The 22,665-nt window shown below is 61.4% G+C and carries 21 protein-coding genes; 9 read left to right on the top strand and 12 right to left on the bottom strand.

The annotated features are described in order from the left end of the window. Positions 1-231: 231 nt before the first annotated feature. From GIV26_RS26575 to GIV26_RS26555, 5 genes are all read right to left on the bottom strand, one after another. Complete coding sequence (locus tag GIV26_RS26575) at positions 232-2,673, bottom strand: penicillin acylase family protein (protein WP_236282835.1); 2,442 nt, start codon at positions 2,671-2,673, stop codon at positions 232-234. Between the two features lie 239 nt (positions 2,674-2,912). Then, on the bottom strand, positions 2,913-3,113 hold the full coding sequence (locus tag GIV26_RS26570) for an SEC-C metal-binding domain-containing protein (protein WP_003189235.1): 201 nt from the start codon (positions 3,111-3,113) through the stop codon (positions 2,913-2,915). Beyond that, positions 3,110-3,592 carry an LEA type 2 family protein gene (locus GIV26_RS26565; protein WP_236282834.1) on the bottom strand — a complete coding sequence of 161 codons (483 nt, stop codon included), beginning with the start codon at positions 3,590-3,592 and terminating at the stop codon, positions 3,110-3,112. Before GIV26_RS26565 ends, GIV26_RS26570 begins: the two co-directional genes overlap by 4 nt. A gap of 21 nt (positions 3,593-3,613) precedes the next feature. Next, a complete protein-coding gene (locus GIV26_RS26560) occupies positions 3,614-4,084 on the bottom strand; it encodes a YchJ family protein (protein ID WP_034125936.1) in 471 nt (156 codons plus the stop codon). A 4-nt stretch (positions 4,085-4,088) separates the two neighbouring features. Then, positions 4,089-4,586, bottom strand: coding sequence for a DUF6231 family protein (locus GIV26_RS26555; RefSeq protein ID WP_096142869.1), 498 nt, complete (start codon positions 4,584-4,586; stop codon positions 4,089-4,091). Positions 4,587-4,765: 179 nt separating this feature from the next. Between GIV26_RS26555 and GIV26_RS26550 the strand changes: the two genes are divergently transcribed. Beyond that, positions 4,766-5,524, top strand: a complete 759-nt coding sequence (locus GIV26_RS26550) for a hypothetical protein (protein ID WP_034125938.1) — start codon at positions 4,766-4,768, stop codon at positions 5,522-5,524. A gap of 117 nt (positions 5,525-5,641) precedes the next feature. Here the strand turns inward: GIV26_RS26550 and GIV26_RS26545 are convergent, their stop codons facing one another. Continuing rightward, positions 5,642-6,106 (bottom strand): CopD family protein, encoded by a 465-nt coding sequence (locus GIV26_RS26545; protein WP_034125939.1) that lies wholly within the window; start codon positions 6,104-6,106, stop codon positions 5,642-5,644. A 99-nt stretch (positions 6,107-6,205) separates the two neighbouring features. On the opposite strand from GIV26_RS26545, the gene dinG reads away from it, so the two are divergent. The 6 genes from dinG to GIV26_RS26515 all read left to right on the top strand — a co-directional run bounded on the left by dinG (position 6,206) and on the right by GIV26_RS26515 (position 14,664). Further along, the gene (dinG, locus tag GIV26_RS26540; RefSeq protein ID WP_014717263.1) at positions 6,206-8,350 is read left to right on the top strand and encodes an ATP-dependent DNA helicase DinG; all 2,145 of its coding nucleotides are present in this window, start codon (positions 6,206-6,208) and stop codon (positions 8,348-8,350) included. 88 nt (positions 8,351-8,438) lie between these two features. Further along, positions 8,439-10,736, top strand: coding sequence for a beta-galactosidase (locus tag GIV26_RS26535; RefSeq protein ID WP_236282832.1), 2,298 nt, complete (start codon positions 8,439-8,441; stop codon positions 10,734-10,736). An 82-nt stretch (positions 10,737-10,818) separates the two neighbouring features. After that, complete coding sequence (locus GIV26_RS26530; protein WP_236282830.1) at positions 10,819-11,964, top strand: serine hydrolase domain-containing protein; 1,146 nt, start codon at positions 10,819-10,821, stop codon at positions 11,962-11,964. A gap of 143 nt (positions 11,965-12,107) precedes the next feature. Then, positions 12,108-13,259 (top strand): OmpA family protein, encoded by a 1,152-nt coding sequence (locus GIV26_RS26525; protein WP_080757662.1) that lies wholly within the window; start codon positions 12,108-12,110, stop codon positions 13,257-13,259. Positions 13,260-13,286: 27 nt separating this feature from the next. Continuing rightward, positions 13,287-13,934, top strand: coding sequence for a pyridoxamine 5'-phosphate oxidase (pdxH, locus tag GIV26_RS26520; RefSeq protein WP_034125943.1), 648 nt, complete (start codon positions 13,287-13,289; stop codon positions 13,932-13,934). Between the two features lie 265 nt (positions 13,935-14,199). After that, complete coding sequence (locus GIV26_RS26515) at positions 14,200-14,664, top strand: glycine zipper 2TM domain-containing protein (RefSeq protein WP_003189251.1); 465 nt, start codon at positions 14,200-14,202, stop codon at positions 14,662-14,664. Between the two features lie 173 nt (positions 14,665-14,837). On the opposite strand, the gene nhaA is transcribed toward GIV26_RS26515, so the two are convergent. Next, entirely contained in the window at positions 14,838-16,022 is a 1,185-nt protein-coding gene (gene nhaA, locus GIV26_RS26510; protein WP_032893143.1) for a Na+/H+ antiporter NhaA, read from the bottom strand. 216 nt (positions 16,023-16,238) lie between these two features. Between nhaA and GIV26_RS26505 the strand changes: the two genes are divergently transcribed. After that, positions 16,239-17,333 (top strand): PLP-dependent cysteine synthase family protein, encoded by a 1,095-nt coding sequence (locus GIV26_RS26505; protein ID WP_054897976.1) that lies wholly within the window; start codon positions 16,239-16,241, stop codon positions 17,331-17,333. Between the two features lie 92 nt (positions 17,334-17,425). On the opposite strand, the gene GIV26_RS26500 is transcribed toward GIV26_RS26505, so the two are convergent. The 3 genes from GIV26_RS26500 to GIV26_RS26490 form a co-directional block, all read right to left on the bottom strand. Then, positions 17,426-19,039 carry an NAD(P)/FAD-dependent oxidoreductase gene (locus GIV26_RS26500; RefSeq protein WP_186526569.1) on the bottom strand — a complete coding sequence of 538 codons (1,614 nt, stop codon included), beginning with the start codon at positions 19,037-19,039 and terminating at the stop codon, positions 17,426-17,428. 106 nt (positions 19,040-19,145) lie between these two features. Continuing rightward, entirely contained in the window at positions 19,146-19,817 is a 672-nt protein-coding gene (locus GIV26_RS26495; RefSeq protein WP_034125947.1) for a COG3650 family protein, read from the bottom strand. Between the two features lie 96 nt (positions 19,818-19,913). Continuing rightward, positions 19,914-20,513, bottom strand: coding sequence for a short chain dehydrogenase (locus GIV26_RS26490; RefSeq protein ID WP_034125948.1), 600 nt, complete (start codon positions 20,511-20,513; stop codon positions 19,914-19,916). A gap of 217 nt (positions 20,514-20,730) precedes the next feature. Between GIV26_RS26490 and GIV26_RS26485 the strand changes: the two genes are divergently transcribed. After that, positions 20,731-21,645 (top strand): LysR family transcriptional regulator, encoded by a 915-nt coding sequence (locus tag GIV26_RS26485; protein WP_034125949.1) that lies wholly within the window; start codon positions 20,731-20,733, stop codon positions 21,643-21,645. Here the strand turns inward: GIV26_RS26485 and GIV26_RS26480 are convergent. Continuing rightward, on the bottom strand, positions 21,636-22,121 hold the full coding sequence (locus GIV26_RS26480; RefSeq protein ID WP_034125950.1) for a DoxX family protein: 486 nt from the start codon (positions 22,119-22,121) through the stop codon (positions 21,636-21,638). The genes GIV26_RS26485 and GIV26_RS26480 overlap by 10 nt on opposite strands. Then, a partial coding sequence (locus GIV26_RS26475; RefSeq protein ID WP_236282828.1) for a DUF2063 domain-containing protein occupies positions 22,118-22,665 on the bottom strand: 548 nt, incomplete at its 5' end. The genes GIV26_RS26475 and GIV26_RS26480, both read right to left, overlap by 4 nt.

Below are 22,665 nucleotides of genomic sequence, written 5' to 3'. Positions count from 1 at the left end.
GATTTGGGGGGCCGCCGCCACGCGCCATCCATGGCGCGGGGCGGCTAAACCGGCATCCCTGCCGGTTTACCCCCCAAATCCCTGTCGAATTCCGGCCAGCGTGGTTTAACGGGGCGCCTGAGATCAAAAGCAGATCAAGAGCGGCTCGCTTCGCATCGTGGTTACCCTCGGCTGCTATCGCAGGCAAGCCGGCTCCCACAGTTTTATGCGGTTTCTTCTGGGAAAACCGGGTTACTTGCCAGGCGTCAGGGTCAACCGCGTCTTGCCATAGACCCTTTCAAAGTTCTGCGGCTGCATCGGAAAGCTCAGGTACTGCGCCTTCAACGACGGGTCGATGCCGCTGACATAGTTCGGGCTGGCCGGGTTGCCGGATTGGCCGATGCCGCCCTGGCCCATCATCGGTTCCGCCTGGCCGAAGTCGATGATCATGCGCAGCGCCGACACCTGGGTCGCGTTGAAGTCCTGGCCCCAGCTATAGGGCGCCGGGTTCAAGGTGTTGTGGTCGCCACCGCTGGCAAAGGGGCCGCGGAGGACCTGGCCGCTGGTGTTTTTCCATGTGGTGCTGTGCAGCTTGCCCCACTGCCAGGCCTTGCGATCGGCGCCCAGTTGGCTGTCGCCAGTAGTGATGGCGGCGGCCAGGGTGCGGGCCAGGATCGCGGGTTTGTCTTCTTTTTGCGGTGTACGCGTGTCATCCCAGAACGGGCTGTCTTCACGGCCCAGCAGATGGTCGGCGATGGCCGAGTAGGACAGGCTGGCGTTGCTGACGAAGGCTTTCCAACTGGCGCTGTTTTCCGGGCCGAGTTTGTCGAGGAAGATTTGCCGGGCGCTTTCTTGCAGAAACAGTTCATAGATCGCCGCGTCAGCCGAGGTGGTTGCCAGCCGACCATCGAAGGTCATCAGGCGCTCCAGTGCTTCGCGGGCCTTGGCACGTTCCGCTGTCGGCAGGGCCTCGATGGCCTGCTTGAGCGGCTGGGCCATGCCGGGTGCCTGGAACATGTTCTTGAGCTTGGCGGCGAAGAGGGTGGTCTGGTCGTATTGCATGGCGATCAGGCTGCTGCTGTCATGCTTGCCGGCGTTGGCCAGTTGCGCCAGGCGCTCGCTGCGCTCCGGTGCATCCCAGGCGTTGGACAGTTGCATGCCGTAGCCACGCGGCGCGGTACGCTGGTTGGCGGTGCCGATCCAGCCTTGGGCCGGGTCCTGGTCGTACGGGTGCAGCATCGCGTCGGCGTAGCCGTCCCAGTCAAAGCGCGTGTCCCAGCCCGGCGATGGCAACAGGCCTTCGCCTTCGCGGCGGTTGGGGAAACGGCCGGTGACCTGCCAGCCGATGTTGCTGGCGTCGGCGAAGATCATGTTCAGGGCGATGGCACGAATCTCGCGGGTAGCATCCGAGGCCTTGCCGGCGTTTTGTGCGCGGGACAGGTCGAAGAACGCATCCAGGCTCTTGTCGTCCTTGAAGTCGGCGGTTTGCAAGGCCAGGCCAAGACCGCTGGTGAGCGCCTGGCTGCTGTTGAGCAGAGCGCCGTGGCGGGTTTCGTACACCACTTCGCGAATCGAGCGCTGGCCCTTGATGAAGAAGGTTTCGTTGCGCACGCCGGCCGGCAGCCATTTGCCGTTGTTCTCGTAGTACAGCGCACTGCCCTGGCGTTTGACCTTCTCCAGGAACAGGTCCTGGGTGTCGCCCTTGACCGCGCTCATGCTCCACGCCACTTTGCCGTTGAAACCCGCCAGCAGGGTCGGCAGGCCGGCAATCGAAGCACCGACGGCCTGGTATTTGGGCGCACGAATCTGCACGTAGTTCCACGGCGACGGTGCTTGTGGCTGCGCGGCGATATCGTTGGCCAACAGGCTTTTGCCGCTGCGGCTGCGTTGTGGGCCAATGGCCCAGTTGCTTGAGGTGGTGGCGCCCAGAGCATTGAGGCCGCGCAATTGCTGGCCCACCGTCTCCAGCCCGGCGAGGCCGGTGATCTGGTTCAGGTTGACGCCTTTGAGCTTGTCGGCTTCGGCCAGCGGGACGGGTTCGTCCGGTGCGCTTGGGGTGAGCCAGGCGAGTTTGTCGACGCCGACCTTTTGCGCCAGCACCAGGGACGAAAGCTCCTCCTGCAGATTGCTCGACTGGCTGAAGTTGAGCAGGCAGAACAGCAGCGCCGAATCTTCCGGCTTCCAGTACTCGGGCTTGTAGCCGCTCTGGGCCAGGTCCGTCGGCAACTTGTCGCGATAACGGAACAGGTAGGCGTTGACGCCTCGGGCATACACTTCAAAGAAGCGTTTGAGGCGCGGCGATGAGGCGTTGTACAACTCGCCAGCGCTTTTCTTGAGGTTGACCGCCCGCATAAAACGGTCGACGTCCAGCACTTGCGGCCCCGACATTTCCGCCAGACGGCCCTGGGCTAGCAGGCGCAGGGTGACCATCTGGGTGATGCGGTCGCTGGCGTGTACGTAACCGAGGCTGAACAAAGCGTCGTGGAAGGTGTTGCTTTCGATCAGCGGCATGCCTTGGGCATTGCGGCGCACCGACACATTCTGCGCCAGGCCCTTGATTGGCTGCACGCCGGCAACGGGCGGCAGGGTGTCGTGGGTGTTCTGGAGCTGGCAACCGGCCAGGCCCAAGGCACTGAACACTGCCGCAGCAACGCCGAACCGGGGAAGAAAATGTAAGAGGGCTGGCGAGGCCATGGCAAAGCTCCTGCGGGGGGTAGCGTCAGTAAAGGCGCTACGTTAGTGAGCGCGGCGAAACGACGCAAGCGGGAGTTTTGGCAATTGCGTGAGAACTTGAAACAGCCACCAATCGAGGTGGCTTAAGGTTTTGTAGGAGCGAGCTTGCTCGCGAGAAACCCATAGGCGCCGCGTTTACTCAGAAAACGCGCGCTATCGTTGACGTTTTTCGCGAGCAAGCTCGCTCCTACCCGTGCGGTTTAAGCACCGTGGCACTTCTTGAATTTCTTCTCGCTGCCGCACGGGCAAGGATCGTTGCGACCGACGTCCTTCAACGCATTGCGCACCGGCTCTTGATGAGCGTGGCCGCAGTTCGGGCCGTGGACATGGCCGTGGTCGTGATCATGATGATCATGATCGTGGTTGCAGTCAGGACCATGGACATGAGGTTGCTGTGTCATCGATGTTGCTCCGGAATAAAATCGCCGGGGATTATCTCGTCATTGTGTGCCACCTGCACGTCATTACCGATGAATAATCCGGTTTTCAGTTCGCCTTCTAAACGATAAGGCACGGGCCGGTCGGGATTTTTCAGCATCTGCACCACCTCACGCACCTGTGGCCAGAGGTTGGTGCGCACCGAGACCTTGAAGAATTTATGACCGCGTGGCGGTACGGTCAGCCACTCGTTGGACTCGCCTTCGGTCAACACCAGATTGCCCAGGCTGACCTTGTAGACCAGGCCGCGCACGGTTAGGTCGGCGTCGTCGCGGTTGTCCACGCGAAAGTACAGCTTGAATTTCTGTTCCAGCAGCTTGGCCCGCACCACTTCGACCTTGACCAGGGAAACGTGGGGGGGCGGCGCGTCGTCTTCGAACCAGGATGCGCAGCCGGTCAGGCCCAGGGTCAACGCCAGCATCAAGCTATACATTCGAAGCATGGCGCTATCCCCGTCGAGTGATTAGAAGTAGCTGGAACAGCACTTCTTGAATTTCTGCCCGCTGCCACACAAACAGGCATCGTTACGTCCGGCCTTCACTTCTACCGTAGGATCGATGAAGTACCAGCGCCCTTCATTCTGTACGAAAGAAGACTGCTCGCGGTGACTATGTTCACCGGCAGCGTCATGCCAGCGCGCGGTAAAGGTGACAAAGGCGTGCTCAGGCTGGCCGCCGAATACCTCGGAGCTTTCCACCTCCAGGCCCAGCCAGGTGCTCTGGGCACTCCAGGCGGCAATGGCGTCGCGGTCCAGGCCGGCCTGTTGCGCAGGCAGCGTAGTGGCGACCAGGTAATCGACCAGGCCCAGCACATAGGCGCTGTAGCGCGAGCGCATCAACGCGCTGGCGCAGGGGGCCGGGTGGCCGGCGTGATAATGGCCGCAGCAGGCATCCAGCAGATTGCCGCTGCCGCACGGGCAAATGGATGTACTCATCGGGTTACCACCAATACTTTCCGAAGTTTTCCGGGTTGGCCCAGAAGCGGGCGTTGAGCCAGTCCGGCACCTGTTTATAGTCAAGCAGATCATAGGTAAACAGCGTCAGCACCTGATCATCGCGTTGGAAGCGTTCGCCGGCTTGCAGGGCCAGGGAGAAAAAGTCGGTGTCCTTCCAGTCGCAGGCACCCAGGTCGACCAGCACGGCAATGCGGCTGGCGTTGAGGTTACGGATGCCTCCGAGCAGGGTCAGGCCCTGGGGTTTGGACAGGTGCTCCAGGCAGTCGACCACCAGCGCGAGGTCAAAGCGCTGCGCCGCGAGGTCTTCCGGCAACGGCCCTGGCGCGGCATAGAACACCTCGGTATCCGCGTGCGCAGCCCGGAAGGCATCCAGCGCCGGAAATTGGCTGGCGCCCACTAACAACAGGCGTTTTGGCCTGTGAAGGTCCAGCAGGGCCGCCAAGGCTTGTTGGGGCGTACGGGCAGAAATTCCAGCGGTCATTGCAGATCCTCGCATCAAGACCGTAGAGACTAGCGCGGCTGGGCGCGTGGGCCTAGAGCGCGGCGGTCGATACCCACCAAGGTGGAACTGAAGTTTTTTGATCCTTCACTGGCAAATCGCCGGTAGAAGTCGTTACTGTGCGCTCAAAGAAAAATTTGAAAACACTCAGGAGCCCCATGATGCGTAAGGTTTTTCTGCTGGCCCTGTTGGTCAGCCCCGTTGCCCTGGCCCAGAGCGTCAGTGTCGAAACCAATTCGTTGATGCGCCTGCCCAGCAGCACCAGCGTGTTGCAGCTCGAGCGCCTGGACGTAGCGGACTACGGCACCTTGCTGATTCCGGCCACCATCAGCCAGGTCACGGTGGATGAGCTGCACTTGGGGCGCGACGCACGCATCACCATTGTGCCCGGCAATACCGCCTTGCAAATGCAAGTGCGCGAGGCGCAGCTGGAGCACGGTAGCCAGATCACTTCACGGGGCGCCCCCGGCACCCACGAAAAACCCGCCAAGGCTGGGCGTGATCTGACCTTGCGCATTAACTCGCTGACTGCCGAAGCGCTGTCGGTGGATGCCCGTGGTGGCGCTGGAGCCCAAGGATATGCGGGCCTGGACGGTGCCAACGGCGTGGACCCGGGTTGCACCTGGGGTTCAGCCGGGCGCGGCTTTAATGGCGATAACGGCGGCGATGGCCGGCCAGGGGCAGCGGGCGCCCAGGTACGCCTGGAGTTGCCACAGGAATTCCCGGCTGAACAGATCAAGGTCTGGGTCGATGGCGGGGCTGGAGGCCTGGCGGGTGTTGCAGGTAAACCCGGCAAGGGCGGGCAGTCCAAGGGCTGCCTGGTGTACCGCGCGGACGGCGGCGAAAAGGGCCGACCAGGGTTGGAGGGGCAACCGGGGCCGGCTGGGCCTGCGGGGTCTGTGACCATCCAGCGGCTGTAAGAGCCAGCTTGCTCGCGAAAAACGTCAACGATAACGCGTGCTTCCTGAATAAACGCGGCGTCTGTGAGTTTTTCGCGAGCAAGCTCGCTCCTACACGCGTTAGGGCAAGCCAACAGCTCAGAACATCGGCCGAGCCGAAGCCACCGCCACCACCACCAACCCCACGATCAAATTAATCCCCACCAACCTGCGAATCTGCCCCAGCGCTGCCGCGCCCGCCGGCCAATCCTCAGCCGCCACCGCTGCCTTCAGCTCCGGGAACTTCAAGGCCTGGATGCGGATAAACAACGCCGTCATCACCAGATACAACCCCATCATCACCTGTACATAACGCGGCGCGGTCTCAAAACCACTGAAGCGCAGTTGCAGCAAACCAATGCCGCTGATCGGCAAAAGCACCACCGCCACCCATACCCAAACAAAAAAACGTTGAAACACATTTGCCCACAGCTTGAGCCGGGCAGGGCCCTCAAGTGCCGCCACGGCGGCGGGGCGCAGGATCATCCAGGCGAAAAACATGCCGCCTACCCAGATCAAGGCGGCCAGTACATGCAGGGTATAGGCGAGGCTAAACGCGGTCATTGTGGTACTCCGTTCTGCGCGGGATTAATTAGCGGGGTATGATAGCGGCCGATCCGAACCACTGAAAATTTATCCAGCGTTTTTTGCGCCCGACTATCCATGATCAGCACTGAACTCAAAACCACGATCCAGGGCGCCTATTCGCGTTTTCTCGAAGCCAAGAGCTTGAAACCGCGCTACGGCCAACGCCTGATGATCGCCGAAGTGGCAAAAGTCCTCGGGGATATCGACACCGACGACGAAGGCCGCCGCGAGGGTGAGCCTGCGGTAGTGGCCGTCGAGGCCGGTACCGGTACCGGCAAGACCGTGGCCTACAGCCTGGCCGCGATTCCCACGGCCAAGGCTGCTGGCAAGCGCCTGGTGATCGCCACCGCTACCGTCGCGCTGCAAGAGCAGATTGTCTACAAAGACTTGCCCGACCTGATGCGCAACAGCGGCTTGAGCTTTACCTTCGCCCTGGCCAAGGGCCGTGGCCGCTATATGTGCCTGTCCAAGCTCGACGTATTGCTGCAGGAAGGCCACGCCCAAACCGCCACTGCCTCCTTGTTCGAAGAAGAAGGCTTCAAGATCGAGGTGGATGAGGCCAGCCAGAAGCTGTTTACCAGCATGATCGAGAAGCTGGCCGGCAACAAATGGGACGGCGACCGCGACAGCTGGCCCACCGCCCTGGAAGATTCAGACTGGGCGCGCCTGACCACCGACCACAGCCAATGCACCAACCGCCATTGCCCCAACTTCGGCCAGTGCGCCTTCTACAAGGCGCGCGAAGGCATGGGCAAGGTAGATGTCATCGTCACCAACCACGATATGGTATTGGCTGACCTGGCCCTGGGTGGCGGTGCGGTACTGCCCGACCCACGCGACACCCTCTATGTGTTCGACGAAGGCCACCACCTGCCAGACAAGGCCATTGGCCATTTCGCCCATTACACCCGCTTGCGCTCCACGGCCGACTGGCTGGAAACCACTGCCAAGAACCTTACCAAATTACTGGCCCAGCACCCGTTGCCCGGCGACCTGGGCAAGTTGATCGAGCAAGTGCCGGAGCTGGCGCGCGAGATCAAGACCCAGCAGCAGTTCATGTTCAGCGCCTGCGAGCAGGTGGCGGACTTCAAGCCCGGTGAAGACGTCGAAGGCCGTGAGCGCCCGCGCCATCGTTTTGTCGGCGGGATGATCCCCGAGCACATGCGCGAAATGGGCATCGAGCTGAAGAAAGGCTTTTCACGCCTGACCGACCTGTTCACCCGCCTGACGGACTTGCTCAAGGAAGGCATGGATGGCGAGGTCAATATCGGCATCGCCAGCAACCAGGCCGAAGAGTGGTATCCCTTGTTCGGCAGTTTGCTGTCTCGTTCCCAAGGCAATTGGGAGCTGTGGACCGCCTTTACCGTCGAAGACCCGGAAGACAACCCGCCCATGGCCCGCTGGCTGACGTTGTCGGAAAGCGGTGCGCTGTTCGATATCGAGGTCAACGCCAGTCCGATCCTCGCCGCTGAAATGCTGCGCCGCAACCTGTGGAACGTCGCCTACGGCTGCCTGGTAACCTCGGCCACGCTGACGGCCCTGGGCACCTTTGACCGCTTCCGCATGCGCGCCGGCCTGCCGAAAAAGGCCGTCACCGCCGTGGTGCCCAGCCCGTTTCATCACGCTGACGCCGGCGTGCTGCGGGTGCCAGACCTCAAGGCCGACCCGCGGGACGCTGCGGCGCACACGGCGGCGATCATTCGCGATCTGCCGTCGTTGGTGGAAGGCTCCCGCGGCACCCTGGTGCTGTTCTCGTCGCGCAAACAGATGCAGGACGTGTTCGACGGCCTCGACCGCGACTGGCGCAAGCAGGTGTTTATCCAGGGCAACCTGTCCAAGCAGGAAACCCTGAACAAGCACAAGGCGCGGGTCGACGGTGGGGATTCCAGTGTGTTGTTCGGCCTGGCCAGCTTTGCCGAAGGCGTGGACTTGCCCGGTGCCTACTGCGAACACGTGGTGATCGCCAAAATCCCGTTCTCGGTGCCGGATGACCCGGTCGAGGCCGCACTGGCCGAATGGATCGAAGCCCGGGGCGGCAACCCGTTCATGGAAATCTCGGTGCCGGATGCTTCACTGAAGCTGGTGCAGGCCTGCGGGCGTCTGCTGCGTACCGAAGAAGACCGCGGCACCATCACCTTGCTCGACCGTCGCCTGGTTACCCAGCGCTATGGCAAGGCGATCCTCAATGCATTGCCGCCGTTCAGGCGCGAAATTTCTTAAGCCACCGTGGGCGGATTCGCCCACTCTGTGGTCTATCTCATCACTATCATCAGGCCAGTCATCGGCCGTTTGGGAGAACCTTGTTCGTATGATTCGCACGCTGCCCGCTCTTTTTGCCCTGCTGTTCGCTGCGCCGTTGATGGCGGCGCCCGAGGGGCAACAAACGCTGTTCAACTTCGTCCGGCCGGCCGATGTGGTCAAGGTGGCGACCCAGGACGCCAGCCTGCCGCAATACAATGCCGAACAAACGCCCGAAGGCGAGGTGCTGCGCCGCATCACCTTCAACCCAGCGGCCGAGCCGAGCCTGGTGCTCAGCCCGCAGACGGGGACGTGGGACTGGTCGCAATCGAGCGCCATGAGCCTGCGTATCCAGAGCGCGATGAACTGGGCGCTGACCCTTTACGTCAAGGTGCAGAGCGCCGACGGCAAGACGCTCGTCAGCCGCATCGACCTGCCGGCCGGCCCGGCCCAGACGCTGCTCGTCCCGCTGCAAGCCAACTCACCGCTGAGCCAGGGCATGAAGGCCGGCCCGCCGATGCCGATGACGGTGGATGGCCAACGGGTATTGCTGGCCGCCAGCGCCGGGGAAATCGACCGCAGCCAGATCGTCTCGGTGACCCTGTCGATGCTCAAGCCCAATGCCGCTCAAAGTATCCTGCTGGAGCGCTTCGGCGTGCAGGACAGCGAGCCGGTATTGAAGGCTGCCTACACTGAACTGGTGGATGCCTATGGCCAATCCAACCGCGCACGCTGGCCGGAGAAGGTCAGCAGCGACGAGCAACTCAAGGCATCGGCCGCCAAGGAACAACAGCAGCTCAAGACCTGGCTGGCCGAGCGGGACAAGTCCTCCCTGGATCAATACGGTGGCTGGAAGAAGGGCCCGGCCTTCGATGCCAGCGGTTTTTTCCGCACCCAGAAGCGCGACGGCCGCTGGTACCTGGTGACGCCGCAGGGGCATCCGTTCTACTCGCTGGGGGTGAACACCGTGGCGCCGGACAACAGCCAGACCTACGTGGCGGGGCGCGAGTGGATGTTCGCGGCGCTGCCCAAGGCCGGCGAACCCTTTGACAAGTACTACGGCAGCGACGACAGCCGCACCGGCAACGGCGCCGGTGAAGGCCGCGGTTTTGGCTCGGGGCGTTGGTACGATTTCTATGGGGCCAACCTGCAACGTACTTACGGCGGGGACGCGTTGGACCAGCCACGCTGGGTGACCCACACCCTCGATCGCCTGCAAGCCTGGGGCTTCAACACCGTCGGCAACTGGAGCGATCCGGACCTGGCTACTGCCGACCGCGTGCCGTACACCTTGCCGCTGTCGATTGTCGGTGACTATGCCAGCATCAGCACCGGCACCGACTGGTGGGGCGGCATGCCCGATCCGTTCGACCCGCGCTTTGCCATGGCCACCGAGCGCGCAGTGGCTATTGCCGCACGCGATCACCGTGACGATCCTTGGCTGATCGGTTTCTTTGCCGACAACGAACTGGCCTGGGCCGGTCCTGGCGAGGATGCAAAATCTCGCTACGCCCTGGCGTACGGCACCCTGCGCATGACCACCGACGTGCCGGCCAAGCGCGCCTTCCTCAAGCAACTGCGCGATAAATATCGCAATGAAGAGGGCCTTTCCAAAGCCTGGGGTATTCAACTGGCTGGTTGGGAACTGATGGAAGACCCAGGCTTCGAGCCGCCGATGCCCAGCCCTGAACACCCGGAAATCGAAGCCGACTTCAAGTATTTCCAGAAGACCTTCGCCGATGCTTACTTCAAGACCATTTCCGACTCGCTGAAGTGGCACGCACCCAACCAGCTGTTGCTGGGCGGCCGTTTTGCGGTGAGCACGCCCGAGGCCGTCGCTTCGTGCGCGCAGTATTGCGACGTGCTGAGCTTCAACATGTACACCTTGAAACCCCAGGACGGTTACGACTTCGCCGCCCTGCGTGCGCTGGACAAACCGGTACTGATCACCGAATTCAACTTTGGCTCCGCCGACCGCGGCCCGTTCTGGGGCGGCGTGACGCAACTGGCCCGCGAAGAGGACCGCGGCGCGGCGTACTCCGCGTTCCTCAAGCAGGCGGTGGCCGAGCCGTCGATTGTCGGGGTGCACTGGTTCCAGTACCTGGACCAGCCGGTCACCGGGCGTCTGCTGGATGGTGAAAACGGCCATTTCGGCCTGGTCGGCATCACCGATGTACCCTTCCAGGGCTTTGTCGAGACGGTGCGCAAGAGCAACCTGGCCGCGCTCGACCAGTTGGGCCGTGAGGCGCAAAAAGCCAAGGCCACCCAAGCGATGCGTGAAAGTGAAGCCGGCAAGCCGGGGCGCGACGGCAAAGGCGCGGGGCAGGGCGCTGGGCATGCCGGTGGGCACGCTGGAAACGGTCATTGATTCATCGTTGACGGGTTCACAAAACCTACAATGGCTGAAAGAATGGCGACCACTTTTCATGGTGTTTTCCGAGGGGACTTAGGTGCAGATTCAGGGTCATTACGAGCTGCAGTTCGAAGCGGTGCGCGAAGCCTTCGCCGCCCTGTTCGATGATCCTCAGGAGCGTGGTGCCGGGCTGTGCATCCAGATCGGCGGGCAAACCGTCGTCGACCTGTGGGCCGGTACTGCCGACAAGGACGGTGCCGAGGCCTGGCACAGCGATACCATCGTCAACCTGTTCTCCTGCACCAAGACCTTCACGGCAGTGACTGCCCTGCAACTGGTGGCCGAAGGCAAGCTCAAGCTCGATGCGCCGGTAGCCGAGTACTGGCCGGAGTTTGCCGCTGCTGGCAAGGACGCGATCACGCTGCGCCAGTTGCTCTGCCACCAGGCCGGGCTGCCCGCCATCCGCGAAATGCTGCCCACCCAAGCGTTGTACGACTGGCAATTGATGGTCGATACCCTGGCGGCAGAAGCCCCGTGGTGGACACCGGGCCAGGGCCACGGCTATGAGGCAATCACCTACGGCTGGCTGGTTGGCGAACTGTTGCGTCGCGCCGACGGGCGCGGGCCGGGGGAGTCGATCGTGGCGCGGGTGGCACGCCCATTGGGGCTGGACTTCCATGTAGGCCTGGCGGATGAAGAGTTTTATCGCGTCGCTCATATAGCGCGCAGCAAAGGCACTATGGGGGATGAAGCCGCGCAACGGTTACTTCAAGTAATGATGCGCGAGCCGACGGCGATGACTACCCGTGCATTTGCCAATCCACCGTCTATTCTGACCAGCACTAATAAGCCTGAATGGCGGCGCATGCAGCAGCCTGCGGCGAATGGCCACGGTAATGCACGCAGCCTGGCCGGGTTTTATAGTGGTTTGTTGGACGGTAGTTTGCTGGAAAGCGACATGCTCGAACAATTGACCCGCGAGCACAGTATCGGGCTGGATAAAACTTTATTGACCCAAACCCGCTTCGGCCTGGGCTGCATGTTGGATCAACCGCAGTTGCCCAATGCCACGTTCGGCCTCGGACCACGTGCATTCGGGCATCCCGGGGCAGGGGGCTCAGTCGGGTTTGCCGACCCTGAACATGATGTAGCCTTCGGTTTTGTGACTAATACCCTGGGTCCCTACGTACTTATGGACCCGCGGGCCCAGAAGTTGGTCGGAATATTGGCCGGTTGTCTATAAACCCCTTGCTGTTTCACAATTTTTTGTTACAAAGGCAAGTATAAAAAAGATGCTGAACGACATGTTGTAACTTGAATGTTCTTTTAGCGTCTGTTTAACGGGTCCTGCGACCCTCTGGTTTTTTCTCATTTTGTGGATATCTCATGTTATCGAACAAGTCTTTGGCACTGGCGCTGTGCCTCACTATTACGGGTTGTGCACAAACTCCACAAAATGATGCCGAAGGTGGGCATTGGTGGTCATTTGGATCTGACAAAACGGCGACCAAGGATCCAGTGGCCCAGACCGACGCCAAGTCGGATGCCAAACCCGACGCCAAGCCGGCCGCCGGTGCCAAGCCTGTTGAGCCTGTCACCGCTGCTGCCGCTGCCCCGGCTGCCAAAGCCGACACCGGTTACAGCTGGTGGCCGTTTTCCACCAAGAGTGCCGAAGACAAAGCCGCCGACGCCAAGGCCGACCTGAAAGCCGACCTCAAGGCGGCAACCCCGGCCTCGGACGCCGCACCTGTCGTCGCCAAGACCGACAGCGAGCCGCGCTGGTGGTGGCCGTTCGAAAGCAAGCCAAAGCCATTGGCCAAGGTCGATGTGACCAATGTACAAATGCCTGACCCGAAGATCACCCAAGCCTGGCTGGACGAATACGAACCACGCCTGCGTGCCGCCATCAAGGACAGCAACCTGCAACTGGAGCGCCGTGACAACACCCTGGTGGTGATTGCCCCGGTAGACGGCTCCTACAACCCGAAGCGTCCGGCCATGTTGCTGCCGGTGACCCTGGGCCCGTTCACGCGGGTGGCCAAGGCCGTCGAAGCTGACCCGAAGACCGCCGTACTGGTGCTGGGCCACGTTGATGCCACGGGCAGCGCCCCGGCCAGCCAGGCGTTGAGCAAGGAACGTGCGCAGTCCATTGCCTCGATTTTCAGCCTGAGTGGTCTGAAACAGGATCGCTTGATGCTGCGTGGCATGGGCGACCTTATGCCGCGTGCCGCCAACGACAGCAATCAGGGGCGTGCGCTGAACCGTCGCATGGAAATCATGTTCACTCAGCGTACAACGATGTTGGCACTGCTGAGCAAGTACAACTCCGGCAAGACCCCGCCCGTAGCCGAAATGGTCGCGGTGCAGAATGTGCCTGCGCCAGCACCGGCGGCCAAAGCGCCTGCCAAAAAGGCCACGGCCAAGAAAGCGGCGGCCAAGCCAGCGGCTAAAAAGGCTGCGGCCAAGCCGGCTGCGAAGAAACCTGCCACGGCAAAAGCCAAGGCGGCACCCGCTTCGAACGACCAGGCGAAGAACTGAGCTGTTGAACCACAAGGATAAAGCCGCATGACCCAGGCACTGGCCGATATGCGCCGTGACTACACACGGGACGGTTTGAGCGAGGCCCAGGCCCCGGACGAGCCGTTTGCGTTGTTCCACCATTGGTTTGCTGATGCGGTGAAAACCGAACAGCCGCCAGTGGAGGCCAATGCCATGACGCTGGCGACGGTGGATCAGGACGGCCGCCCGCACTGCCGCATCCTGCTGCTCAAGGGCCTGGATGCACAGGGCTTTACCTTCTTCACCAACTATCAGAGCGCCAAGGGTGAACAACTCGCGGCGCGGCCGTTTGCGGCCATGACCTTCTTCTGGCCAACCCTGGAGCGCCAGGTACGCATTGAAGGGCGCGTGGCCAAGGTCACGCCTGCAGAGTCGGATGCTTATTATCAGGTGCGACCGTTGGGCAGCCGCCTGGGCGCCTGGGCCTCTCCGCAGAGCAAAGTCATTCGTGATCGCGAAGAGCTGCAGGCGCTGCTCAAGGCCACTGAAGAGCGTTTCAGCGATACCCAGCCCGATTGCCCCGAGCATTGGGGTGGGTACCGTTTACTGCCTGAGCGCATCGAGTTCTGGCAAGGCCGCGCCAGCCGCCTGCATGATCGCCTCAACTACCGCTTGCAAGACGGCCAATGGTGCCGCGAGCGCCTGGCGCCCTGAGCGTCACCTTTCGTCATTCCACCTGAATCAACACCGTTGCGTCGAAGTCTCTGTTCAAGAGACTTCGGACGCTTTCGGCTGTGCGGCTACACTGATCGAGCCGGTTATGGCATGGTTCCGTACCCTGGCTTGGTTACCGTTCGTCGAGTTCTCTGGTGCTGGCAGTCTGTACTCAGGCTGAATGAAAGCAAGTTTCTGCCTGGTGCGCCGTGACACGCGCCAAGCCACAGCGTTTAATGAATACCTGTCCTTTGGAGTTGATGCTATGCGTAAGTCCGTTTTACTAGTTGCCTGCTTTACCACCCTGTCGTTGCTGTTGGGTGGCTGCGCCTCGAGTCTGACCGGCGACTCGTACTCTCGTGATGAGGCGCGTCGTGTACAGACCGTTCGCATGGGCACCATCGAATCCCTGCGTCCGGTGAAGATCGAAGGGACCAAGACCCCAATCGGCGGCGCCGCGGGCGCAGTCATCGGCGGCGTTGGCGGCAGCGCCATCGGTGGCGGCCGTGGCAGCATCGTTACTGCTGTGATCGGCGCAGTTGCGGGCGGCCTGCTGGGCTCGGCCACCGAAGAAGGCCTGACCCGTACGCAGGGCGTGGAAATCACCGTGCGCGAAGACGACGGCAGCATGCGTGCCTACGTACAAGCCGTGCAGGAAAATGAAATCTTCCGCATTGGTGACCGCGTACGCATCATGACCGTCGACGGTACCAGCCGCGTTACTCGCTAAGCCTTGAGCTACAGGCGAAGAAAAACCCCCAACCGGGTGACCGGTTGGGGGTTTTTTTTGTAGGAGCGAGCTTGCTCGCGAAAAACGTTAACGATAACGCGTGCTCAATGAATGAACGCGGCGCCTCCAAGTTTTTCGCAAGCAAGCTCGCTCCTACAACTGACTGACTTCAATCATGCAACGACGGCTTTCTTGCGACTTGCCATCGCCGTCACCGCATACCCGATAAAGGCCGCCAGGATCGACCCGGTCAGAATCCCCATGCGATCTTCACCGGCAAACTCACTGGCGCCCGGCACAAACGCCAGGGAGCCGACAAACAGGCTCATGGTGAAGCCGATCCCGCACAGGATCGCCACGCCCAGTACCTGGCCCCAATTGGCGCCGCTGGGCAGTGAGGCGATGCCGGTCTTGATCGCCAGCCAGGTGAGGCCGAACACACCGACTGTCTTGCCGATCAACAGGCCCGCGGCGATGCCCATGGGCACGGAGTGGGTGAAGCTCTCCAGGCTGACACCGGTGAGTGACACACCGGCATTGGCGAACGCGAACAGCGGCAGGATGGCGTAGGCCACCCAGGGGTGCAGGGCGTGTTCCAGGCTCAGCAGCGGTGAGGTTTCGGCATTCTTGGTGCGCAGTGGAATGCAGAACGCCAGGGTTACACCCGCCAAGGTCGCATGCACACCGCTCTTGAGCACGCACACCCACAGGATCAGGCCGATGATCATATACGGCCCCAGCTTGATCACGCCCAGGCGGTTCATCGCAATCAGCGCAATCAAGCACGCCCCCGCGCCCGCCAGGGATGCCGTGGACAAGTCAGCGGAATAGAACAAGGCAATGACGATGATGGCGCCTAGGTCATCAATGATCGCCAGGGTCATCAGGAACAGCTTCAGCGACACTGGTACGCGCTTGCCCAGCAGGGCCAGAACGCCCAGCGCAAAGGCAATGTCGGTGGCCATGGGGATCGCCCAGCCGGCCAGGGCGGCCGGGTTGTCCTTGTTAAGCGCCCAGTAGATCAGCGCCGGCACAACCATGCCGCCGATGGCCGCTGCGCCAGGCAGCACCACTTGCGAAGGCTTGGACAGGTGGCCATCCAGCAGCTCACGCTTGACCTCCAGGCCGATCAGCAGGAAAAACAGGGCCATCAGGCCATCGTTGATCCAAAGCAGCGCCGGCTTGGCGATTTTCAACGCGCCAACCTGAGCCACCACCGGCGTGTCGAGAAAGGCGTTGTACAGGTGCGACAACGGTGAGTTGTTGATAATCAGCGCCAAAGCGGCGGCGGCGATCAACAACAGACCACTGGCGGCTTCCAGCTGGAAGAAACGGGTGAAAGTGCTACGCAGAGGCAAGGGATGCTCTCCAATCCAGGTTCAATAGGTGGGTACCCTAACCCGTACCGTTAGTTGTTAAAACAAAAGTTATATTCTTATTTGTTATAAGTGGTTGGCCGGAACATCGGTGGGTTAGAGACTAGCAATTGTGTGTCCAATTGCGTCGTCACTGTATCTGTGTGAAGCGTGGGAAACATCCTAAGATCACCGCTGAAAACCTTTAGAGAATCCACCATGAGCGACCACCGTACCTGGGCCCGCGAAGCCATTCGTATCATTGAAGCGGACTTCCAGCGGAGCGCCGATACCCACCTGATCCCGCTGCCATTACCGGGTTTGCCAGGCATCGAGTTGTACTTCAAGGATGAGTCCAGCCACCCCACCGGCAGCCTGAAACACCGGCTGGCGCGCTCGCTGTTCCTGTATGCGCTGTGCAATGGCTGGCTCAAGCCGGGCGCCCCCGTTATTGAAGCGTCCAGCGGCTCCACCGCGATCTCTGAAGCCTACTTCGCGCGCTTGCTCGGCTTGCCGTTCATTGCCGTCATGCCCGCGACCACGTCCCAAGAGAAGATCGCCCAGATTGCCTTCTATGGTGGCAAGAGCCATCTGGTCCAGGACCCGACGCAGATCTACGCCGAATCCGAACGCCTGGCCCAGGAAAGCGGGGGGCACTTCATGGACCAGTTCACCTACGCCGAGCGTGCCACCGACTGGCGGGCGAACAACAACATCGCCGAATCGATCTTCCAGCAGATGCGCTTTGAACAGCACCCGGAGCCGAGTTGGTTGATTTCCAGCCCTGGCACCGGCGGCACCACCGCGACCCTGGGCCGCTATGTGCGTTATCGTCAACATTGCACGCGTGTTCTATGTGCCGACGCCGAACGCTCGGTGTTCTTCGACTTCTACCAGAGTGGTGACGCCAGCCTGCGCCTGGACTGTGGCTCACGGATTGAAGGGATTGGTCGCCCACGGGTGGAGGCATCGTTTCTGCCCGCGGTGATTGACGCCATGGTCAAAGTGCCGGATGCATTGTCCCTGGCGGCCATGCATTACCTGGCTGAGCGTTTGGGGCGACGGGTTGGCGGGTCCAGCGGGACCAACCTGATCGGTGCGCTGATGGCGGCGCAACAGATGAAAGCGGCGGGGGAGTCGGGGTCGATCGTTGCGATCTTGTGCGATGGTGGTGAGCGCTATGCCACGACCTATTACGATCAAGCTTGGCTGGCGGGGCAGGGCTATGAGCTGGAAGGGTTGATCGCGGCGGTTGCGGCGAGTGTCGAGCGCGGTGAGGCGCTACCCGCTAACATCCTGCGCGCTAATATCTGACAAGCAGCGCCAAGTTGTAAGCTCCAAGCTACAAGAAAAGCAGGATGCATACCTGTTTTTAGCTTGTGGCTTGAAGCTTACAACTCGAAGCTTCAACCGTGGATGCCGAGCATATCCCGCGCCAACGCCTCGGCGATCCGAATCCCGTCGACACCCGCCGAGAGAATCCCACCGGCATACCCCGCGCCTTCTCCGGCCGGGAACAAGCCTTTGACGTTCAGGCTCTGCATCGACTCGTTGCGGGTAATGCGCAAGGGCGATGAGGTGCGGGTCTCGATGCCGGTCAGCACCGCATCGTGCAGCGAGTAACCTTTGATCTGTTTCTCGAACGCCGGCAAGGCTTCGCGGATGGCTTCGATGGCGAAGTCCGGCAGGGCCAGGGCCAGGTCGCCCAACGACACGCCGGGTTTGTAGGACGGCTCCACACTGCCCAGCGCGGTGGAGGGTTTGCCGGCGATGAAGTCACCTACCAGTTGCGCGGGGGCCTCGTAGTTGCTGCCGCCGAGGATGTAGGCGCGGGACTCCAGACGTTCCTGCAACTCGATACCGGCCAGCGGGCCACCCGGGTAATCCACCTCGGGGGTAATGCCTACCACGATGCCAGAGTTGGCATTGCGCTCGTTACGCGAGTATTGGCTCATGCCGTTGGTCACGACGCGATGGGGCTCCGAGGTCGCAGCCACGACGGTGCCGCCGGGGCACATGCAGAAGCTGTAAACCGAACGGCCGTTCTTGGCGTGGTGCACCAGCTTGTAGTCCGCAGCACCCAGCTTCGGGTGGCCGGCGTATTTACCCAGGCGTGCGGCGTCGATCAGCGACTGTGGGTGTTCGATACGGAAACCCACCGAGAACGGCTTGGCTTCCATGTACACGCCACGGTCGTGGAGCATGCGGAAGGTGTCCCGGGCGCTGTGGCCCAGGGCAAGAATCACGTGCTTGGAGAGGATCTGCTCGCCGCCGTCGATGACCACGCCGTTCAACTGGCCGTCTTCGATCAACACGTCGGTGACCCGCTGCTCGAAGCGTACTTCACCGCCCAGGGCGATGATCTGCTCGCGCATGTTTTCCACCACGCCGGTCAGGCGGAAGGTGCCGATGTGGGGCTTGCTGACGTAGAGAATTTCTTCCGGCGCGCCGGCCTTGACGAACTCGTGCAGCACTTTGCGACCGTGGAATTTCGGGTCCTTGATCTGGCTGTACAGCTTGCCGTCGGAGAAGGTGCCTGCGCCGCCTTCACCGAATTGCACGTTGGACTCGGGGTTGAGCACGCTTTTGCGCCACAGGCCCCAGGTGTCCTTGGTGCGTTGGCGCACTTCCTTGCCGCGCTCGAGGATGATCGGCTTGAAGCCCATCTGTGCCAGCAGCAGCCCGGCGAAGATCCCGCAGGGACCGAAGCCCACCACGATTGGCCGCTCAGCCAGGCCTTCCGGCGCCTGGCCCACCACCTTGTAGCTGACATCCGGTGCCGGGTTGACGTTGCGGTCGTCGGCAAACTTGAGCAGCAGCGCGGCTTCACCCTTCACGTTCAGGTCGACGGTGTAGATGAAGCACAGCTCAGAGGTCTTTTTACGCGCATCGTAGCTGCGCTTGAACAGGGTGAAATCGAGCAGGTCATCACTGGCGATGCCCAGGCGCTGCACGATGGCAGTGCGCAGGTCTTCTTCGGGATGGTCGATGGGCAGCTTGAGTTCGGTGATTCGTAACATGACAGGATCCGGTAGGCGGCGGGCAAGGAGGCCGGCTGTTTTGCAAACCGGCGATTATAAGCCCCAATGGCAAGTTTCCGTCAGGTTAAAACAGCACAGGGCCTAATCAGTCGTCCCGCGAGCCGCCGAATGCTGCGCAACCACGCTGCACCTGGCCGTTCACGCGCAACTCGGCGCTCATGTGTTGCAGGCTGCCGCTCACACTGTCGACGCAGCGCTGGGGCGCCACCCACAGTTCGATGTGCTGGTTGTTGGCTTCAGTCATCAGATTGAAGCGGCCGTCGCCCAGTTGTTCCTCGACGTAGGGTACTGCCAAAGGTGGATGGCCTTCGCGTTCCAGCACCATACCCTTGGCCGTGACATTCATTGCCCAGGCGGGTTTATGGCCGTTGGCCCGCAGTATCATGCGCTTGAAGTCCGGGTCGGAGCACGCTGAAGTCGAGCGTTCGACGCGATACAGCTGTTGCAGGTCCACTGAACCCTGGGTGCCGCTGGCGACCCCGGAAAACTTGCCGCGCAGGTCGGCAAACAGCTTGCCCTGCTGGCCGGCCAGCGAGGCGGCTTCCTGCAGGACGCTGGTGCCGCCGGTGTCGTTGACCACGTAGCTACGCTGGTCGCCGCACGGCTGGAACAGCAGTTTGCCGTCCACCGCGGTCAACTCACCCTGCATACGGGTCAGCCCGACAGTCGATGGCTTGGCCGGCTCGCTTTCGAACAATTGGCAGGCGGCGAATACAGGAAGCAAGGCAAACAGGACGAGGGTACGGGCGGCGCGCATTATCGGGTCTCCAGGCAAGTGCCGCCACGTTACGCAGGCTGGCCGTGCATCACAAGCCCGCTTGCCAGCTTCAGGCGTTTCTTACAGCACTCACCCTCACCCCACGATAAAGGTCTGACCAGTTTGTAGGCCCTCGACGCTTTTGGCGTAAGCCAGCGCTACATCGGCGGCGGGGGCAGGTTTGTAGCCACGGAAATAAGGGGCATAGCTGCCCATGGCTTCCAGTAGTACCGTCGGGCTGACCGAGTTGATACGCAGGCCGCGAGGCAATTCAATGGCCGCCGCTTTGACGAAGGCGTCCAGAGCACCGTTGACCAAGGCCGCCGAAGCGCCGGTACGGATCGGATCACGGTTCAGGATGCCGCTGGTGAACGTGAACGAAGCACCGTCGTTGGCGTACTCACGGCCGATCAACAGCAGGTTGACCTGGCCCATCAGCTTGTCACGCAGGCCCAGTTCGAAATCGCTGTCGTTCATGTCTGCCAGGGGCACGAAGTTGACGCTGCCTGCCGCGCAGATCAGGGCGTCGAACTTACCGGTCTGCTCGAACAGCTTACGGATCGAGGCGCTATCGCTGATATCCACCTGGAAGTCACCGCTGGTGCGGCCGATGCTGATCACTTCGTGGCGCTGGGCCAGTTCCGCCTTGACCGCTGAACCGATGGTGCCGCTGGCACCGATCAATAGGATTTTCATCGTGCTGTTCCTCTGGGCTGATGCCCTGTAGGAGCGAGCTTGCTCGCGAAGAACGTCAACGATCACGCGGTAAAACTGACTACACGGCGGCGATCTTGAGTTTTTCGCGAGCAAGCTCGCTCCTACAGGGGTTGGGATTTGCGTTCAGTCTAGTGTGGCTTTTTAATTGGATAAACGTGCTAATAGGCAACCTTTGGTTTTCAAATGGAAACAGTCGATGAGCGAAATGGATGACCTGGCGGCGTTCGCCGTGCTGATCGAAGCCGGCAGTTTCACCGTGGCGGCCGCACAATTGGGCTGCAGCAAAGGGCAGTTGTCCAAGCGCATCAGCCAGTTGGAAGCGCAGTTTGCCGTGGTTTTGCTGCACCGCACCACGCGCAAGCTGAGCCTGACTGCTGCCGGCGCGGCGTTGCTGCCCCAGGCACAAGCATTGGTGGTGCAGGTGGAACGCGCCCGCCAGGCATTGGCGCGGCTCAAAGATGATTTGGCTGGCCCTGTGCGTATGACCGTTCCAGTGTCGTTGGGTGAAACCTTCTTCGATGGCTTGCTGCTGGAGTTCTCCAAGCAATACCCGCAGGTGCAGATCGAGCTGGAGCTCAATAACAACTACCGAGACTTGGCACGGGATGGTTTTGACTTGGGGGTACGGTCGGGCGCCATCGAACATGAACGCTTGGTGGCTAAACCTTTGCTGGCCTGGCATGAGATGACCTGCGCCAGCCCGGCTTATCTGGAACAGCATGGCGAGCCGCAGACCCCAGCGGACCTGGCGGCGCACAGCTGTTTGCTCAACAGTCATTACAGTGGCCGCGAGGAGTGGTTGTACCACCAGCAACACGAATTGCTGCGGGTAAAGGTGAGCGGCACCTTCGCCTCCAACCACTACAACCTGTTGAAAAAAGCAGCGTTGGTCGGCGCCGGTATTGCCCGCCTGCCGTCCTACGTTCTACCCACGGAGCTGGCTGACGGCCGATTGCGCTGGCTGCTGCGCGATTATCAGACACGCAGCATGCCGATGTACTTGGTGCATCCCTACCAGGGCGGTTTGCCTCGGCGTACCCAGGTGTTGGCCGACTACCTGGTGGACTGGTTCAAGCGCAGCGGCGAAGCGCTGGATCGGCTTCAGCGATAACGACGGGCAATCAGGTGGTCGATGGACAGGCACCCGGGGCCTTTGGCAAGCAACAACAATAACAGCGCAAGCCAGGTGCCGTGAGTGGGGTAGGCGTCAGGGTAGACGAACAGCTGGATGGTCAAGGTCATGCCTATCAAGGCCAGGGCCGAGAAGCGCGTGGCGAACCCCAGCAGAATCAATACCGGAAAAAAGTGCTCGGCAAAGGTTGCCAGGTGCGCGGCCACCTCTGGCGACAGCAGAGGCAATTGGTATTCGCTGCGAAACAAAAAGAGCGTCGAGGCGGCGAGTTTGGGCTCACCCCATTGGAAGGTGCCGCTGATCAGGTCAATGGCAAAGCCTTCGACCTTGGTCTGGCCAGACTTCCAGAACACCGCAGCAATGGAGAAGCGCGCGATAAAGGCGATCAGGCTGTAGGGGATTTTTTCAAACAGTGCGACGGTTCGTTTTACCAGGCAGGGAGCGGGAAAGTTCATGGCGATACCTCTGGTTGCAGATGCAAATGGGTGATGGCGTCGTGGCTGATCAACAGCGTGAGACATAGGTGCAAGTCGAATTCGTCAGAGGCTTTCAGGGCATCAGCTATGGCCATTTCCAGCCCTGCGCCTTGGTTGAGTCGGTTGATAAAGGTCACAGACCCGCGGTCGATGGCGAATACCTTGACCACCAACCCTTGGCGCAAGACCAGCCCGCCTTGGGCATGCCAGGGGTTCAAGCTGGCGATGGCCCCGTCGGCCTGGTGCGCCGCCCAAACCGATACCACCGCGTAGGACGATTCCAGCGTGGCAAGTGACGGATGCAGTCCTACACGCAGTTGCCCCAGTTGTGCGCAACCTTGCAGTTGCCGAAGTACGCTGTGCTGATCCAGAACCTGGCAATCCGCCGCGTGATAAGCGCGGACCCTCAAGCGTTCCAGCCGGGCGACATCGGCCAGGTAGGGCACGCTCCAGGCTGGTTCGAAACCCTGGATAAAGTCAGCGAACGTGCCGCCGTACTCATTGATCAAGGGGCTGGTGGGCG

The sequence above is a fragment of the Pseudomonas sp. PA-1-3F genome (assembly GCF_021609665.1).
Classification (GTDB): domain Bacteria; phylum Pseudomonadota; class Gammaproteobacteria; order Pseudomonadales; family Pseudomonadaceae; genus Aquipseudomonas; species Aquipseudomonas paracarnis.
This window is presented reverse-complemented; position numbering and strand designations above follow the sequence as displayed.